The sequence below is a fragment of the Stenotrophomonas bentonitica genome, assembly GCF_002887735.1.
Lineage (GTDB): Bacteria > Pseudomonadota > Gammaproteobacteria > Xanthomonadales > Xanthomonadaceae > Stenotrophomonas > Stenotrophomonas bentonitica_A.
In genome coordinates, this window is record NZ_PKQP01000001.1 from 265,207 (window position 1) to 281,966 (window position 16,760).

General features: G+C 68.1%; 16 protein-coding genes. 7 read left to right on the forward strand and 9 right to left on the reverse strand.

The annotated features are described in order from the left end of the window. Nucleotides 1-10 precede the first annotated feature (10 nt). The 3 genes from cysS to C0R07_RS01190 all read left to right on the forward strand — a co-directional run bounded on the left by cysS (nucleotide 11) and on the right by C0R07_RS01190 (nucleotide 3,218). A complete protein-coding gene (gene cysS / locus C0R07_RS01180) occupies nucleotides 11-1,378 on the forward strand; it encodes a cysteine--tRNA ligase (RefSeq protein WP_070470161.1) in 1,368 nt (455 codons plus the stop codon). Between the two features lie 149 nt (nucleotides 1,379-1,527). Next, nucleotides 1,528-1,968 (forward strand): SufE family protein, encoded by a 441-nt coding sequence (locus C0R07_RS01185; protein WP_070470164.1) that lies wholly within the window; start codon nucleotides 1,528-1,530, stop codon nucleotides 1,966-1,968. Beyond that, entirely contained in the window at nucleotides 1,965-3,218 is a 1,254-nt protein-coding gene (locus C0R07_RS01190) for an MFS transporter (RefSeq protein WP_102788035.1), read from the forward strand. Before C0R07_RS01185 ends, C0R07_RS01190 begins: the two co-directional genes overlap by 4 nt. 66 nt (nucleotides 3,219-3,284) lie before the next feature. Here the strand turns inward: C0R07_RS01190 and dksA are convergent, their stop codons facing one another. Further along, nucleotides 3,285-4,322 carry an RNA polymerase-binding protein DksA gene (gene dksA, locus C0R07_RS01195; protein ID WP_428991891.1) on the reverse strand — a complete coding sequence of 346 codons (1,038 nt, stop codon included), beginning with the start codon at nucleotides 4,320-4,322 and terminating at the stop codon, nucleotides 3,285-3,287. Nucleotides 4,323-4,828: 506 nt separating this feature from the next. Here dksA and yidD point away from each other — a divergent pair. From yidD to C0R07_RS01210, 3 genes are read left to right on the forward strand one after another with little or no spacing between them, the layout of a single operon-like run. Continuing rightward, the gene (gene yidD / locus C0R07_RS01200; RefSeq protein ID WP_019182827.1) at nucleotides 4,829-5,086 is read left to right on the forward strand and encodes a membrane protein insertion efficiency factor YidD; all 258 of its coding nucleotides are present in this window, start codon (nucleotides 4,829-4,831) and stop codon (nucleotides 5,084-5,086) included. Beyond that, the gene (locus C0R07_RS01205; RefSeq protein ID WP_046273205.1) at nucleotides 5,087-6,433 is read left to right on the forward strand and encodes a dihydroorotase; all 1,347 of its coding nucleotides are present in this window, start codon (nucleotides 5,087-5,089) and stop codon (nucleotides 6,431-6,433) included. Next, a complete protein-coding gene (locus tag C0R07_RS01210) occupies nucleotides 6,433-7,275 on the forward strand; it encodes a M23 family metallopeptidase (protein WP_167390306.1) in 843 nt (280 codons plus the stop codon). Before C0R07_RS01205 ends, C0R07_RS01210 begins: the two co-directional genes overlap by 1 nt. A 77-nt stretch (nucleotides 7,276-7,352) precedes the next feature. On the opposite strand, the gene C0R07_RS01215 is transcribed toward C0R07_RS01210, so the two are convergent. From C0R07_RS01215 to efp, 5 genes are all read right to left on the reverse strand, one after another. After that, nucleotides 7,353-8,060 carry a squalene/phytoene synthase family protein gene (locus tag C0R07_RS01215; RefSeq protein WP_070470176.1) on the reverse strand — a complete coding sequence of 236 codons (708 nt, stop codon included), beginning with the start codon at nucleotides 8,058-8,060 and terminating at the stop codon, nucleotides 7,353-7,355. Between the two features lie 18 nt (nucleotides 8,061-8,078). After that, a complete protein-coding gene (locus tag C0R07_RS01220; protein WP_102788037.1) occupies nucleotides 8,079-8,762 on the reverse strand; it encodes a phosphoglycolate phosphatase in 684 nt (227 codons plus the stop codon). After that, a complete protein-coding gene (gene ubiG, locus C0R07_RS01225; protein WP_070425550.1) occupies nucleotides 8,755-9,486 on the reverse strand; it encodes a bifunctional 2-polyprenyl-6-hydroxyphenol methylase/3-demethylubiquinol 3-O-methyltransferase UbiG in 732 nt (243 codons plus the stop codon). The genes C0R07_RS01220 and ubiG overlap by 8 nt, the downstream gene beginning before the upstream one ends. A 16-nt stretch (nucleotides 9,487-9,502) precedes the next feature. After that, on the reverse strand, nucleotides 9,503-10,846 hold the full coding sequence (locus tag C0R07_RS01230) for a TRZ/ATZ family hydrolase (protein WP_102788038.1): 1,344 nt from the start codon (nucleotides 10,844-10,846) through the stop codon (nucleotides 9,503-9,505). Between the two features lie 236 nt (nucleotides 10,847-11,082). Then, nucleotides 11,083-11,652: an elongation factor P gene (efp, locus tag C0R07_RS01235; protein ID WP_019182820.1), complete on the reverse strand. Its 570-nt coding sequence runs from the start codon at nucleotides 11,650-11,652 to the stop codon at nucleotides 11,083-11,085. Between the two features lie 126 nt (nucleotides 11,653-11,778). Here efp and epmB point away from each other — a divergent pair, with 126 nt between their 5' ends. After that, nucleotides 11,779-12,783: an EF-P beta-lysylation protein EpmB gene (gene epmB / locus C0R07_RS01240; RefSeq protein WP_019182819.1), complete on the forward strand. Its 1,005-nt coding sequence runs from the start codon at nucleotides 11,779-11,781 to the stop codon at nucleotides 12,781-12,783. Here epmB and C0R07_RS01245 read toward each other — a convergent pair whose 3' ends face one another. The 3 genes from C0R07_RS01245 to C0R07_RS01255 form a co-directional block, all read right to left on the reverse strand. After that, a complete protein-coding gene (locus tag C0R07_RS01245) occupies nucleotides 12,784-14,910 on the reverse strand; it encodes a putative bifunctional diguanylate cyclase/phosphodiesterase (protein WP_070425552.1) in 2,127 nt (708 codons plus the stop codon). Beyond that, nucleotides 14,907-15,830 (reverse strand): phosphate/phosphite/phosphonate ABC transporter substrate-binding protein, encoded by a 924-nt coding sequence (locus C0R07_RS01250; RefSeq protein ID WP_026069720.1) that lies wholly within the window; start codon nucleotides 15,828-15,830, stop codon nucleotides 14,907-14,909. Before C0R07_RS01250 ends, C0R07_RS01245 begins: the two co-directional genes overlap by 4 nt. Nucleotides 15,831-15,891: 61 nt before the next feature. Then, a complete protein-coding gene (locus tag C0R07_RS01255; RefSeq protein WP_070470187.1) occupies nucleotides 15,892-16,665 on the reverse strand; it encodes an RNA methyltransferase in 774 nt (257 codons plus the stop codon). Nucleotides 16,666-16,760 lie beyond the last annotated feature (95 nt).

A 16,760-nucleotide genomic window follows, 5' to 3' on the forward strand; every position in this document is an offset into this window, starting at 1 on the left:
CCCGACCCTCATGACCCTGCGCCTGCACAACAACCTGACACGCCAGCTCGAACCGTTCACCCCGCTCGATCCGACCTGTCCGACCCTGTATGTGTGCGGCCCCACCGTCTACAACTACGTCCACATCGGCAACGCCCGTGGCCCGGTGGTGTTCGGGGTGCTGGCCGACGTGCTCCGGCGCCGTTTCGGCGGCCTGCGCTATGCCCGCAACATCACCGACGTGGATGACAAGATCAACACGGCCGCGCGCGAGCAGCAGGTCCCGATCAGCACCATCACCGACCGCTTCGCCGCCGCCTACCGCGAGGACATGGCCGCGCTGGGCGTGGTCCCGCCGGACATCGAGCCGGAAGCCACCGCGCATATCCCGCACATCATCACGATGATCGAGCAGTTGATCGGCAACGGGCATGCGTATGCCGCCGAGGGGCACGTGCTGTTCTCGGTGAGCTCCTACGCCGATTACGGCAAGCTCTCGCGCCGCGACCCGGACGAGATGCTGGCCGGCGCGCGCGTCGACGTGGCGCCGTACAAGCGCGACCCGGGCGACTTCGTGCTGTGGAAGCCGTCCAGCGACGACCTGCCGGGCTGGGCATCGCCGTGGGGCCGTGGCCGCCCGGGCTGGCACATCGAGTGCTCGGCGATGGCTGCCGCGCATCTGGGGCCGACCATCGACATCCATGCCGGCGGCGTGGACCTGCAGTTCCCGCACCATGAAAACGAGATCGCGCAGAGCGAGTGCGCGCACGGCGGGCAGACGTTCGCCCGGTTCTGGCTGCACAACGGCATGCTCAACTTCGGCGGCGCCAAGATGAGCAAGTCGATCGGCAACATCGAGCGCGTGCACGACCTGGTCCGCCAGCATGCCCCCGAGGCGCTGCGCTATGCGCTGCTGTCGGCCCACTACCGCCAGCCGCTGGACTGGTCCGACGCGCTGATCGAGCAGTCGGTGCGTACGCTGGACCGCCTGTACGGCACCCTGCGCGACCTGGTCGACGTGGAGGCTGCTGCGGTGATTCCGGCCGAGATCGAGGCCGCGCTGGATGACGACCTCAACACGCCGCAGGCACTGGCCGAGCTGGCCCGCATCGCCGGCGAGGCACGCAGGGCCGGCGACGCCGACAAGGCGCACTGGAAATCCGCCCTGCTCGGCGCCGGTCTGGCACTGGGCCTGCTGCAGCAGGATCCCGCCGCATGGTTCGGTACTGCAGGCGGTACCGATGACGATGCGGCCATCCAGGCCCTGATCGACGAACGCGCCGCCGCCAAGCAGGCGCGTGACTTCGCCCGCGCCGATGCGATCCGTGACCAGCTGGCCGCCGAAGGCATCGTGCTGGAAGACACCGCCCAGGGCGTGCGCTGGTCGCGCAAACGCTGAACGGCCGCCCGGCTGACCGTCGGGCGCTGCCAGACACTGCCCGGTCCGCCGGGCGTCGCCACGACACAGGCCCGGCCACGGACGGCCAGGCTGCTTCCCCCGCAAACGCACGGTCACCCACGGACGGCGAACACCGACCCGGAGCCCCCATGACCCCCACCTCCCCGTTCCCGCTCGAACCCACCGCCGCCGAAGCCCAGGCTGCCATCGCCGAGGAATTCGCGTTCTTCGGTGACTGGTCCGAGCGCTACCAGTACCTGATCGACCTGGGCCGCAAGCTGCCCACCTTCCCGGAAGAATGGAAAACCGAAGCGCACCGCCTGCTCGGTTGCCAGTCCATGGTCTGGATCGTGCCGGAGGGCAACGCCGAGGCCCTGCGCTTCCACGCGATCAGTGATTCGGCGATCGTCTCCGGGCTGATCTACCTGGCCCTGCGCGTGTACTCGGGCCGTTCCGCTGCCGAGATCCTGGCCACCGAGCCAAGCTACATCCAGGACATCGGGCTGTCGCGTCACCTCTCGCCGACCCGCAGCAACGGCGTGGCGGCGATGCTGGCCTTCATCCGCGACACCGCGCAAGCGCAGTCGTGACGCCCTCCGCCGATCCGCAGGAGCCCGACAGCGCCCTGCAACTGCTGGCCCGCCCGGGCTTTTCGCTGGTGCTGGCGTATCGCATCTTCGCGATGCTCTCCTACCAGATCGTCGCGGTGACGGTCGGTTGGCATATCTACGAAGTCACCCGCAATCCGTTTTCGCTGGGCCTGATCGGCCTGGCCGAGGTACTGCCATTCTTCTGCGTGGCGCCATTTGCCGGCTACCTGGTCGACCACCTGCCCCGCCGCCGGCTGGGCATGGTCGCCTGCAGCGGGCTGGTGATGACCGCGCTGGTGCTAACCGCGGTGGCCCAGGGTTGGCTGCCGTTCCACGGGGTGTGGCCGATCTACGCGGCGATCGCACTGACCGGCATGGTCCGCGCGTTCCTCTCGCCGATCTACAACGCGCTGTTCGCCCGTGTGCTGGAGCGCACCCAGTACGCGCGCGGCGCGGGCCTGGGCGCGGTGGTGTTCCAGGCGGGCATGGTGGCCGGCCCCGCGCTGGGCGGCGTGCTGGTGGCCTGGGGCGGCAAGGGGGTGGCCTACGGCGTGGCGGTCGGCGTGTCGCTGATCGCGCTGGGCTGCCTGGCGGCGCTGCGTGTCTCCGAGCCGGTGCATACGGGCCCGGCGGCGCCGATCTTCAAGAGCATCGCCGAGGGCGGCCGCTTCGTGCTGGGCAACCGGATCATGGTCGGGGCGATGGCGCTGGACATGTTCTCGGTGCTGCTCGGCGGGGTGGTGGCGATGCTGCCGGCGTTCCTGCACGAGATCCTCCACCACGGCCCGGAAGGCCTGGGCGTGCTGCGTGCGGCGCCGGCGCTGGGTTCGGTATGCGTGGGCCTGTGGCTGGCGCGTCGCCCGTTGCAGCGCAATGCGGGGCGCGTGCTGTTGTTCGCGGTGGCCGGTTTCGGGCTGTGCGTGATCGGGTTCGGGTTGTCGTCGAATTTCTGGTTGTCGGCGGCGATCCTGCTGTTCTACGGTGCCTTCGATGGTGTCTCGGTGGTGGTACGTTCGACGATTCTGCAGTTGGCGACGCCGGAGGAGATGCGCGGGCGGGTGTCGTCGATCAATGGCATTTTCATCAGTTCGTCCAATGAGTTGGGCGCGTTCTATGCGGGCATGATGGCGAAGCTGCTGGGGCTGGTCCCGGCGGTGGTGCTGGGGGGCTTTGCGGTGTTGAGCGTGGCCGGGATCACGGCCTGGAAGAATCCGACGCTGCGGCGGTTGAATCTGCGCGATCTGCATTGAGGATACGGCCAAAAAAAACCCGGCCGAAGCCGGGTTTTTCGTAGAACAGCACAACCAACAGCGCGATCAGTCGCCCTGCTGCTTCTGCAGGTGCTCCCAACGCTCCTGCGCATCGATCGTGCGCTCAGCGGTCAAACGGGCTTCCAGACGATCCAGACCGATCTCTTCGCCGGTATCCACGCAGAAACCGTAGTCACCGTCTTCCAGACGCTTCAGCGTGCTGTTGATCTTGCCGATCAGCTTGCGGTAACGATCACGGGTACGCAGTTCCAGCGAGTTCTCGGTCTCGCGGGTGGCGCGCTCGGCCTCATCGCCGATGTCACGCACTTCTTCCTGCAGATTCGCGATGGTCTGCTTGGATTCCTCGACCAGATCATTGCGCCAGTGCTGCAGGCGCTGGCGGAAGTACTCCAGCTGCAGCGGGCTCATGTATTCCTCTTCCGCGCTCGGCTTGTAACCGTCGGGCAGGATCGGACGACCGGTGGCTTCGTCAGTCTTGTATTCCACCACCTTCACCTTGGTGCGCGGGGCCGGGGCGGCCGAACGCGCTGCCACGGCAACGGCGACCTTGCCGACCGGGCGGGACACGGGCTTGGGGGCGGACTCGGACTTGGCGGGGGTTTTTGCAGGCGATTTCGAAACGGGCACGGGATTCTTGTTTTGCGGGGCCTTGGAGGCGGGGGCGGCTGCGACCGGCACCGGCGCGGAGGCCGGAGGGGTGACAGGTTTGGCCGCGCTCTTGGCCGGGACAGACTTGGCCGGGGCCGGCGATGCCGGCTTCGGTGCGGACTTCACTACGGGTGCTGCAACCGGCTTGGCGGCCGGCTTGGATGCCACGGGCTTGCTGGCGGTCTTGCTGGCCTTCACCGGCGTGGCCGGTGCCTGCTTGACCGCGGTCTTCTTCGCCGGTGCCGGCTTGGATGCCGGTTTGGCGGCAGCAGGCGTCACGGTCTTCTTGGCCGCCGTCTTGCTGGCAGCGGTTTTCTTGACGGGCGCCTTGCTCATCGGCTTGCCCGCCGCGCGCTTGGCGGGCGTGGCAACCGGCTTGGCGACCGTCGACTTCTTGGCAACGACTTTCTTGGCGACGGTCTTCCTGGCCACCACCGTCTTGGCAGCAGGCTTCTTGGCGACCGCCTTCTTGACGGCTTTGGCGGGCGACTTGCTGGCCGCCTTCTTGACGGGTGCCGTCCTGGCAGCCGGTTGTTTGGATGCAGGCTTGCCCACCGGCTTGGCGGCCGGCTTCTTGGCAACGGACTTGGCCGCCAACTTCTTTACAACAGGCTTGGCGGTTTTCTTGGCGGCCTTGACGGCCTTCTTTGCAGTTTTTTTAGCAGCCACGAAACGCTCTTCCTTGGATTCCCCGGGGCCCGGGAAAGCGGGCCTTTATAGCCTACCCGACCAGCAGCAGCAACCACACCGCCTACTCCGTTCAGCCCCGGAGTCGCAAGGCGTGCGACCGGTCCACCTGGCTGGCGGGCCGACGTGCGCAGTTCGGTACCTGACCCGGCGATACCGCCGGGGCGGCCCGTCGCGCGCGTGGGTGCGGACGGGTCCAACGCCCCATCCTGCGACAAATGCGGCCTTCATGCCAACTGGAATAAGATTGGGGGGTGATCTCACGCCTGCTCATCGCCCTGCTGCGCTTCTACAAGCGCTTCATCAGCCCGCTGCTGGGGCCGCGTTGCCGCTTCATGCCCAGCTGTTCTGAATACGCCATGCAAGCCATCGCCACCCATGGCCCCGCGCGCGGCAGCTGGCTGGCCGCGCGCCGGCTGGGCCGCTGCCATCCCTTCCATCCCGGCGGTATCGACGAGGTGCCGCCGCGCGCCGCGCACGACGCCGCCTGCCGCTGCACAGGAAAACACTGAATGTCCTCCACGCTCATCGTCAACGCCCGCCTGGTCAACGAAGGCACCATCACCCAGGGCGACCTGCGCATCGAAGATGGCCGCATCGCGCAGATCGGCCCCGGCCTGGACGCCCGTCCGGGCGAAACCGTGGTCGATGCCGCCGGCCGCTGGCTGCTGCCCGGCATGATCGACGACCAGGTCCATTTCCGTGAGCCCGGCCTGACCCACAAGGGCGACATCGCGACCGAATCGGCCGCGGCCGTCGCCGGGGGCCTGACCAGCTTCATGGACATGCCCAACACCAACCCGCCCACGCTCAATGCCGAGATCCTGCAGGCCAAGTACGATGCCGCCGCCGGCCGTGCACGCGCGAACTACGGGTTCTACATGGGCGCCAGCAACGACAACCTGGCCCACATCCAGTCGCTGGACCCCAAGACGGCGCCGGGCATCAAGGTCTTCATGGGTGCCTCCACCGGCAACATGCTGGTCGACAACCCGGAAACGCTCGATGCGATCTTCCGCGATGCGCCCACGCCGATCATCACGCACTGCGAAGACACGCCGATGATCGACGCCAAGGCCAAGGAGTACGCCGAGAAGTACGGTGATGCCCTCAGTGCCGAGCAGCACCCGGACATCCGCTCGCGCGAGGCCTGCCTGAAGTCCTCCGAGCTGGCCGTGTCGCTGGCGAAGAAGCATGGCACCCGCCTGCACGTGCTGCACATCTCCACCGCCGATGAGCTGGCCCTGTTCGAACGTGGCCCGCTGATCCGCGCCGATGGCAGCCGCAAGCAGATCACCGCCGAAACCTGCATCCATTTCCTGCGCTTTGACCGCAGCGATTACGCGCGGCTGGGCAACCTGATCAAGTGCAACCCGGCGATCAAGGAAGCCAGCGACCGCGAGGCGCTGACCCGCGCCGTGGCCGATGACGTGATCGACGTGCTCGCCACCGATCATGCGCCGCACACCTGGGAAGAGAAGCAGAAGCCCTATGCACAGGCGCCGTCCGGCCTGCCGCTGGTGCAGTACGCGCTCGTGGCCGCGCTGGAGCTGGTGCACGAAGGCAAGCTGGAGATCACCCAGGTCGTGCAGAAGTTCGCGCATGCCCCGGCGCAGCTGTTCGACGTCAGCCAGCGCGGTTACCTGCGCGAGGGCTACTTCGCCGATCTGGTGCTGGTCGAGGACGTGCCCTTCACCGTCAAGCGTGAAGACGTGCTCTCCAAGTGCGGCTGGTCGCCCTTCGAGGGCACCACCTTCCGCTCGCGCATCGCCTCGACCTGGGTCAACGGGCAGTTGGCATGGGATGGCGAGAAGCTGGTGGGCTCGCCGAATGGCCAGCGCATGAGCTTCGACCGCTGATGCGGGCACGGTTGCTGAGTGCGGCCCTGGCGGCCGCCGGCGTCGCTGCGATGGGCAGTCTGCTGCCCTCGCCCGTCATGGCCCAGGCCGAGGCGCGCGTGGTGTTCCCGGCCAGTGCCTCGCAGGGCGCGATGGTGATCGGCAAGGTGCCGGCCGGCAGCGTCGTGCAGTACGGCGGCCGCACCCTGCGCGTGAGCGGGTACGGCAGCGTGGTGTTCGGCATCGGCCGCGATGAGAAGGGCCCGCTGCAGGTGCAGGTGACGCGCCCGGACGGCGGCAGCGAAACGGTCAGCATTGCGGTCACCCCGCGCGACTGGCCGACCGAGCGGGTCAACGGCGTGCCGCCGAAAACGGTCAATCCGCCCCCGGCGATCGCCGAGCGGATCAAGCGTGAGCAGGCCCAGGTCACCGCCGCGCGTGCCCGCGATGACAACCGCGCCGACTTCGCACAGGCCTTCAGCTGGCCGGTCCAGGGCCGGATCAGCGGCCGCTTCGGCAATGCGCGCGTCTACAACGGGCAGCCCGGCTCAGGCCATTCGGGCATGGACATCGCGGTGCCGACCGGCACCCCGGTGAAGGCACCGGCGGCGGGCGTGGTCACCTTCGCCGGCCCCGACCTGTATCTGACCGGTGGCACGCTGCTGCTCGATCACGGTTTCGGGATCAGCTCGAACTTCCTGCACCTGTCGCGTATCGACGTGAAGGTTGGCGACCGGGTTGAGCAGGGTCAGGTGATTGCCGCCGTGGGCGCGACCGGCCGCGCGACCGGGCCGCACCTGCATTGGGGCATGAACTGGTTCGATACCCGCATCGATCCGCTGCTGGTGCTGGAACGGAAGTAACGCTGTGGTAGGTGCCGATCCTGGTCGGCACGATCGCACAGAGCGTGCGGACCAAGGTCCGCACCCACCAGAAACAGTCAGCCGCGCGCCGCCCACCAGGCCAGCCACAGCGTACGCATCGGCGTGGCCTGGTACTGGCGGTCCTGCGCCCAGGTCTTCTGCCGGGCGCGCGCCAGGGCGGCGTACAGACGGCGCGGGCGCGGGCCTGCGACCCGGGCCGGCCACTTCGCCAGCAGCTGCTGCGCCCACCGGCGTGGCGCGGCGCTGTCATCCTCGGCCAGCAGCGAACGCGGAATGGCCGCGACGCCACTCTCGTGCAGGCGCTGGGCCAGGGTCTGCACCAGCACCGGGGTGGCGACATCGCCCCGCGCCGGCGTCTGGAACATCACCGCTTCCACCGCGGCCACCGCGGCCGCATAGGCCTGCAGCGAACGCAGCGCCTGCGCCGGATCGACCGGCACAGCTCGCGCCTCGATCAGATCCGGCAGGGTCTCGGCCAGTTGTGCCCACGGCGCACGGACCGGCTCGAGCACCCGGCCCAGCGGATGGCGCGAGCGCTGCACGGACCAGCTGCGCAGCTCCTCACCCCACCACGCCAGCTTGGCATCGGACGGCATCGGGTCGCCGGCGGTATTGAGGATGTCGTCGAACTCCTGCAGCAGCGAGAACCACGCCACCACCAGGGTGCGCTGGCGCTCGGGAACGAAGCGTTCGGCCACCTGCCACTCGGGCCAGCGGGTCCGCCACTTGTCCAGGAAACTGTCCAGGGCGCTGGAAGTACTCACGATGTATTCCTTGAAAGGCTAGAGCGTGCGCGGAAGCGGCCACGCCTTGGCATGTTGCAGGTGTTCGGGCAGTGCGACGAGGGTGTCGGCACCCCACGCCAGCGGATCGTCGGCGTCCAGCCGGTAGCCCCACAACGCGGCGACCGAGGCCATGCCGGCGGCGTTGGCGGCGACGATGTCGCGCTCGTCATCGCCCACATAGACACAGGTGCCCGGGGCGATGCCCATGCGTTCGGCGGCGATCAGCAGCGGCAGCGGATGCGGCTTGCGCTGGGCCAGGGTATCGCCGCCGATCAGCACCTTGCAGCGCTGTTCCCAGCCCAGCTGCGGCACGATCAGCCGGGCCAGGTATTCGGGCTTGTTGGTGACGATGCCCCACGCACAGCCGGCCGCATCAAGCGCCTCGAGCATGCCGGCGATGCCGTCGAACAACACGGCGTGCTGGCCGATCAGGCCTTCGTAGCGCTCCAGGAACTCCGGCACCAGCGCATCGCGCTCGACCTGCCCCAGCGTGGGGAACGCCACCGAGACCATCGCACGCGAGCCTTTGGAGACCACCGGGCGCAGCGCGTCCAGGGTGATCGGCGCGCGCCCGCGGGCGGCCAGCATCGCATTGGCGGTGGCCAGCATGTCCGGCGCGCTGTCCAGCAGGGTGCCGTCCAGATCGAACAGCACCGACGGCGGGAAACCGGTCTCAGACACGTGCGACGTCGTCCGGCTTGACCGCGTGGGCCAGGTAATTGATGTCGGTGCGCGTGCTCAGGCGGGCACGGTTGCGCCACGGCTCATAGGCCATGCCGCTGACATCGCGCAGGTTGAAATCGGCCTCGCGCAGCCACTTGCCCAGCTCGGCCGGCTTGATGAAATCCTGGTAGTGGTGCGTGCCCTTGGGCAGCAACCGCGCCACGTACTCGGCGCCGACAATCGCCACGGCGAACGCGGCCGGGGTGCGGTTGACGGTGGAGAGGAACAGCTGGCCGCCGGGCTTGAGCAGGCGGTGGCAGGCGGCGATGATCGCGCCCGGGTCCGGCACGTGCTCGAGCATTTCCATACAGGTGACCACGTCGAAGCTGCCCGGCTGTTCGGCGGCCAGGTCTTCAGCGGCCTGCACGCGGTAGTCGACGGTGACGCCGGTCTCCAACCCGTGCAGGCGTGCGACCTTGACCAGCTCCGGGGCCAGGTCGATCGCGGTCACGTCCGCGCCTTCCTTGGCCAGCGCTTCGCTGAGCAGGCCGCCACCGCAGCCGATATCGAGCACGCGGGCGCCGCGCAGGGTCACGCGCCGGGCGACGTACTGCAGCCGCACCGGGTTCAGGGCATGCAGCGGCTTCTGCGGGCCATCGACGTCCCACCAGCGGTTGGCGAGGGCGGCGAACTTGTCCAGTTCGGCCTGATCGAAATTGGTGGACGCGTGGGGGGTGTTCATGGGGATCCTTGGTGCATCAAGCACGGATGTGTCGGATACGCTCGCGCCACTGGCGCGCGTTGGCGACGATCGCCGCGGTGTCCATGCCGACCAGTTCGCGCTGGACCAGCTTGGGCTGGCCGGCGATCCAGACATCGCTGACCTGATGGCGGCCGGCGGCATACACAAGCTGCGAGAGCACATGGTGCAGCGGTTGGGTTTCCAGTGCGGACAGGTCCACGCAGACCAGATCGGCCTGCTTGCCGACCTCGATCGAGCCGATGCGGTCACCGAAGCCCAGCGCGCGGGCGCCGCCGAGCGTGGCCGCACGCAGCGTGGTGGCCCCGTCCAGCGCGGTCGCGTCATTGGCGACGGCCTTGGCCAGGATCGCCGCAGTGCGGTTCTCGCTGAACATGTCCAGGTCGTTGTTGCTGGCGCAGCCGTCGGTGCCGATCGCCAGGTTCACGCCAGCACGTTGCAGCGCGCAGGCCGGGCAGAAGCCGGAGGCCAGCTTGAGGTTGGATTCCGGGCAGTGCACCACGCTCACGCCGCGCTCGGCGCACAGGTGGATTTCGGCCTCGGTCAGCTGGGTCATGTGCACGGCGATCAGGCGGTCGTTGACCAGGCCCAGCCGGTCCAGGCGCGCCAGCGGGCGTTGACCGTGCAGCTTGAGCGAGTCGCTGATTTCCTGCGCGGTTTCATGCGTGTGCAGGTGAACCTGCATGTCCAGTTGGTCGGACAGCATGCGCACGCGCTCGAAATTGGCGTCGTTGACGGTATACGGCGCGTGCGGCGCGAACGAGGTGCCGATCAGCGGATCGTTGCGCCACTGGTCGTGCAGTTCGCCGGCCTTGGCGAAGTACTCGTCGTCGGTCTTGGCCCAGGCAGTCGGGAAATCAATGATCACCGCGCCGACCAGCGCACGGAACCCGTGCTGCTTGTAGACGGCGGCCTGGACGTCGGAGAAGAAGTAGTTTTCGTTGGCGCAGGTGGTGCCGCCGCGCAGCATCTCGGCGATGGCCAGGGTGGTGCCGTCGGCCACGAACTCCGGTCCGATCACCGCCGCTTCCACCGGCCAGATGTGCTGCTGCAGCCAGACCATCAGCGGCAGGTCGTCGGCGACGCCCCGCAGCAGGGTCATGGGATTGTGGGTGTGTGCGTTGACCAGACCCGGCATCAGCGCCGCCTCCGGGCGCGAGACGGTCTGCTTCGGCGCAAAGCGCTCGCGTGCTTCGGCACGCGGCAGGATCGCGATGATCTCGCTGCCACGCACGGCCACGGCATGGTCTTCCAGCACCACCGCATGCGGTTCGATCGGGACCACGTAACCGGCTTCGATCAACAGGTCACAGGCTTCGGGAATGCGGGCGGTGTCGGTCATGCGTGCTCACTGTGCTGGGCGGACGACCCGAAGGCGTGGGCGACCGGGACGCTTGGGGGGTAGAGCCGACCGTTGGTCGGCTTTACCGGGTGCGGTGGCCGGTGGGTACCGCAGCCGACCAACGGTCGGCTCTACACGGTGCGGTGGCCGGTCGGTACTGCAGCCGACCAACGGTCGGCTCTACCGGTCCCGCAGCCGACCAACGGTCGGCTCTACCGTAATCCGGCTTTGCCGGATTACTTGCCTGCGCGTGCGGAGTATTCGCCCGAACGGGTGTCGACCTTGATGATTTCATCCTGGTTGACGAACAGCGGCACGCGGACCACCGCGCCGGTTTCCAGGGTGGCCGGCTTGCCGCCGCCGCCCGAGGTGTCGCCACGGACGCCCGGATCGGTCTCGGTGATCTTCAGCTCGACGAAGTTCGGCGGCTGGACGAAGATCGGCTCGCCGTTCCACAGGGTGACGATGCAGGACTCTTCGCCCTTCAGCCACTTCTCCGCGCCGCCCATGCCGGCCTTGGTGGCCTGGACCTGCTCGAAGGATTCCGGGTCCATGAAGTGCCAGAACTCGCCGTCGCTGTACATGAAGTCCATGTTGGTATCCACGACGTCGGCCTTCTCCACGTCATCGGTCGCCTTCATGGTCATTTCGACCACGCGGCCGGACTTGATGAAGCGGTACTTCATGCGGGTGAAGGCCTGGCCCTTGCCCGGCTTGACGTATTCGGTCTCGGTGATGACCGCTGGTTCATTGTTGACCAGGATCTTCATCCCGTTCTTGACGTCGTTCATGCCAACAGTGGCCATGTTGAAACTCCTGAATGGGCAAACGCCGCGCAGGCGCGGCGAGCCGGATAGAATGGGAAATCCCACCGACACCGGTGGGGTGACTCGATATTTCTGACCCACATGATAACCGCAGGCCCCCATTCCATGCAGCTTTCCGCCACGCCCCTGGCCGCCCCCGTCCGCTGGCAGCAACGGTGGCGCGAGGCGATCCGCGACCCGCGCGAGCTGCTGCGGCAGCTGGGGCTGGATCCGGTGGCGCTGGGGGTCTCGGATGAGGCGGCCGGCCAGTTCGCGGTGCGCGTACCGCAGGGCTTCGCGGCCCGGATGCGCCACGGCGACCGCCATGACCCCCTGCTGCGCCAGGTCCTGCCGATCACCGACGAGCTGAAGGTCGTGCCCGGCTTCAGCCTGGATGCGGTCGGCGACGGTGCGGCCAAGAAGGCCACCGGGGTCATCCAGAAGTACCGCGGCCGTGCCCTGCTGGTCACCACCGGCAGCTGCGCGATCAACTGCCGCTACTGCTTCCGCCGCCATTTCGACTACGGCACCGAAAACGCCGCCCGCGAGGGCTGGCGCGATGCGGTGGACGCGATCGCCCAGGACCCGGACATCGATGAGGTCATCCTGTCCGGGGGCGATCCGCTGTCGCTGGCCACGCACAAACTGGTCGAGCTGACCGCGGCGCTGAAGCAGATTCCGCACCTGCGCCGGCTGCGCATCCACAGCCGCCTGCCGGTGGTCCTGCCCGAACGCGTGGATGACGAACTGGTGCAGTGGATCGCCTCGCTGCCGTGGCCGGTGGCGTTCGTGATCCATGCCAACCATGCCAACGAGTTCGATGCGTCGGTGGATGCCGCGATGGCGCGGCTGCGCGCGGCCGGTGCCACCCTGCTCAACCAGGCGGTGCTGTTGCGCGGGGTGAACGATTCGATCCAGGCGCTGCAGGCACTGAGCGAGCGCAGCTTCGCCGCCGGCGTGCTGCCCTATTACCTCTACCAGGTGGACCGGGTCGAGGGCGTGGCCCATTTCGAAGTGGCCGACGACACCGCCAAGGACCTGCATGCGCAGCTCACCGCGCGCCTGTCCGGCTACCTGGTGCCCAAGCTGGTCCGCGAGATCTCCGGCGACAGCAGCAAGCGCCCGGTCTGATCAGCTGCCCGATTCGAGCAGCTGCACCACATCGGTCGCGCTGACCGGATGGCTGAGCCAGTAACCCTGGGCCAGGTCGCAGCCGCGCTGGGCCAGCAGGTCGAACTGCACTTCCTGCTCGATGCCCTCGGCCACCACGGTGATCCCCAGGGCGTGGGCCATGGCGATGATGGCCGTGGTCAGGGCCAGGTCGTCCGCATCGCGCTGCATGTCGGCCACGAAACTCTTGTCGATCTTGACCCCGTCCACCGGCACCTGGCGCAGATGGCTCAGGCCGGAGAAACCGGTCCCGAAATCGTCCAGCCACACCTTCACACCGGTCCGGTGCAGCTTGTCCAGCAGGGCGGCGGCCAGCATTTCATCGCCGATCACCGCCGTTTCGGTCAGCTCCAGGTGCAGCCGCGAGGCCGGCAGGCCGGTGTCGCGCAGGCAGTCGGCGACCAGCGTGGGCAGTTCGCCGCCGCGCAACTGCCGCGGGGAGACGTTGACCGAAACGAACAGCCCTTCCCCGTCGCCGCCGACCGGCCACTGCACCGCCTCGGTGCAGGCCGCGCGCAGCACCTTGGGGCCGATCACTTCGATCAGCCCGCTCTGCTCGGCCACTTCGATGAAGACCGACGGCGGGATCGTGCCCAGGGTCGGGTGCTGCCAGCGCAGCAGCACTTCCACGCCGACCATGCGGCGGTCGCGGGTGCGGAAGATCGGCTGGTAGGCCAGCCGCAGCTCGCCCCGTTCCCAGGCACCGCGCAGCTCCTGCTCCATGTGCACGCGGCGCTCGACCGCATGGTCCATCGCCCGGCTGTAGTAGCGGTAGCAGTTCTTGCCGGCCATCTTGGCCTGGTACATCGCGATGTCGCCGTTCTTGAGCAGCGTGGTGGCGTCGGCAGCGTCATCGGGGAACAGGGTCACGCCGATCGAAGAGCCCAGGAACAGCTCCCGGCCCTGCACCACCAGCGGCTTGCCCAGTTCGCGCACCAGGATCTCGGCCAGTTCGCGGGCGCCGGCAGCGACATCGCCCTCCCCGATCAGGATCACGAATTCATCGCCGCCAAAGCGCGCCAACAGCGCCTCGTCCCCACCGGCCTGGGCCACCGCCGCGCTGATGCGCTGGGCGAACTGCAGCAGCGCCTCGTCGCCGGCCTCGTGGCCCAGCGTGTCGTTGACGCGCTTGAAGTCGTCCATGTCCGCGAACAGCAGGCCCAGCCGGTGGCCGGAGGCCCGCGCGGCCATCAGCCGGTGGTCCAGCGCCTCGCGGAATGCCAGCCGGTTGGTCAGCCCGGTCAGGGCATCGGTATAGGCCATGTGCCGCACTTCGCGGTCGTGCCGGGCGATCGCCTGGCTCATCCGACCGAATGCACGCATCAGCTCACCGACTTCATCCTGGCGCCGGATCTCCGGCATCTGCAGGGTGTAGTCACCGGCCTCGATCTGGCGCGCCGCCCCGGCCAGCCAGCGGATCGGCGTCACCAGGGTGCGCTGCACGTAGATGATCACCACCGCACCAATCCCGACCAGCAGCCCGAGCATCAGCAGCAGCCAGCCCAAGTGGCGCTTGCCGACCTGCTGCAGGCGGTCGCCCAAGGTCTGGTTGGCCTGCTGCTCCATGGCCTGCACATCGTCCAGCGCCATGCCCACGCGCACCCCGCCAATCCGCTGGTTGCCGATCATGATCGGCATCGCGTTGTCGAGCACCTTGGGCGACTGCTGGACCACCAGCTCGCGCGCGCCGGCGGCACCGGCGGCGAGCGGGTCGGTCATCGGCTGGCCGAACTCCAGCACGTCCACCGTGCCGTCGTGGATCAGCCTGCCGTTCTCGTCGAACACCAGCACATAGCGCACCACCTGCTGCCGCGAGGTATTGCGCACCAGCGCCCCGACCTGCTCCAGGTCGTTGTAGTACAGCGGGTTGGCCAGCGCATCGGACAACTCGCGGGCCAGTGCTTCACCGCGGCTGCGCACACTGCGGTCGAACAGGTCATGGATGACCGTGCCGCTGAGATGCTGCACCTCGTCCTGCATCGTCGCCTGGCGCCCCAGCACCACGGCCACGATCGCCACCACGACCAGCATCGCGCCGCCCATCGCCAGCACGAAGCGGGCCTGCATTCCCGAACCCAAGCGACTCATTCCACTTCCATCCGCACGCGCGTCAAGCCTTGTTTCAATTCATCCAGCCGGTGCTGCATCTGCGCATCCACCCGGTGGAACCCGGAAGTACCAAAAAATGTCTTCAATGCCGGCTGCGCCTGGGGATCGGATGCGGCATCCAGCAGCACCTGCTGCAGCCGGTCGCGCACCTTCGGATCCAGCCCTTCGCGCACCATTTCCACCGCACGCGGATACGGTTCGGTGCGATGGATGACCCGGAAATCACGCAGGAAGTTGGCCGGAATGCGCTTGCCATCAGACCAGTCCACGCTGCTCACCGCACCGGCATCCACCAGGCCCTTGTGCACGAAGGTGGCGATGTTCGCCTCCGAGCGCGCGAAGACGTAACCGACGGTGTCCGGGGCGGCGACATCGCCCAGCGAGGAGAGAATCTCCGGTGTCTCGCCGTGCTGCAACAGGGTCATCACCGGCACCAGGTAGGCGCTGGTGGAGGCCGTGTTCTGCAGGGCCAGGGTGTGCCCGCGCAATGCTTCCAGCGTCTGGATGGGGCTGTCGCGGCGCACGAAGAACACGGTGTGGTACTCGCGCACGCCGCTGCGTTCGGTCAGCAGCAAGGGCCTGGCACCGCTGCGCAGCCCCAATGCGACGGCGGTGCCGGAGGTCTCGGTCACCCAGTCCACGCGGCCGCGGCGCAGGTAGCTGCCCATCTGCTGGGTATCGCGCGCCATCAGGATCCGGCCTTCGGTGATGCCGACGTCGTGCAGGCGCGGAATCACGTAATCAAGCAGGGGCTGCAGCTGCGCATAGTGTGACCTGGGGTCGTCGCTGATCCGTCCCAGCACCAGGACATGGGCGGGTCCGGCAAACGCCGGACCGGTCATCGCGGCGATGGCCAGACACAGCAGTACGCTCTGCAGCAGCCTTCGCAGTCCCGACAAGCCCATCACTCCCCCCAAGGAATCGAGACAGACTACCCGAAAAAATGAGAACTGCGTCAGCTTACAGAGGCTTGTTGGTCGCCAATCGCGCCATGCGCTGTGCGTCGGACAGGATGCCGCGCAGCAGGCGCACTTCCTGTTCACTCAGTTCGGTGCGCAGGAACAGGCGGCGCAGCTTGCGCATCGCCGATTCAGGCGCACGGCCCTTGTGGAAGTCGATCTCATCCAGGGTGTCGCCAAGCTGGCCGAACAGGCCTTCGACCTGCGCATGGCTGGCCGGGGCTTCGCCGAAGCCGGGCTCGACCGGCGCGGCGACCGGCGCATCGGCCGCGCCCAGGATCGCCATGCGCACTTCGTAGGCCAGGACCTGGACGGCGGCCGCCAGGTTCAAGGAGCTGAACTCAGGGTTGGACGGGATATGGACGGCGGCATGGCACAGCTGCAGCTCTTCGTTGGTCAGGCCGGTGCGCTCGCGGCCGAACACGAAGGCCACCTCGGCCGGTTCGGCGGCCTTGGCCAGCACGCGCTGGGCGGCCACGGCCGGCAGCAGTTCTTCCAGCTGGACCCGGCGCGAGCGGGCGGTGCAGCCCAGCACGAAGCGGCAGTCGGCCACGGCTTCGGCCAGGGTCGCCACCACCGGGGCATCGCCCAGGACATCTTCGGCGCCGGCCGAGCGGCGGAAGGCCTCCTCATCCAGCGGTTTCTCGGGCGCGACCAGGACCAGGCGGCCCAGCCCCATGGTTTTCATGGCCCGTGCGGCCGCCCCCATGTTTCCGGGGTGCTGGGTGCCGACCAGGACGAAGCGGATGCGGGCGGGAGCGGTTTCTACGGACATGAACGGGCCAAATGCGAGCAGGACAGCGACAAATGGTAAACTGTGCGACCGGCCTCTGCGCCGGGACCGCTCTTTTCCCCCGCCAAACCCCTACT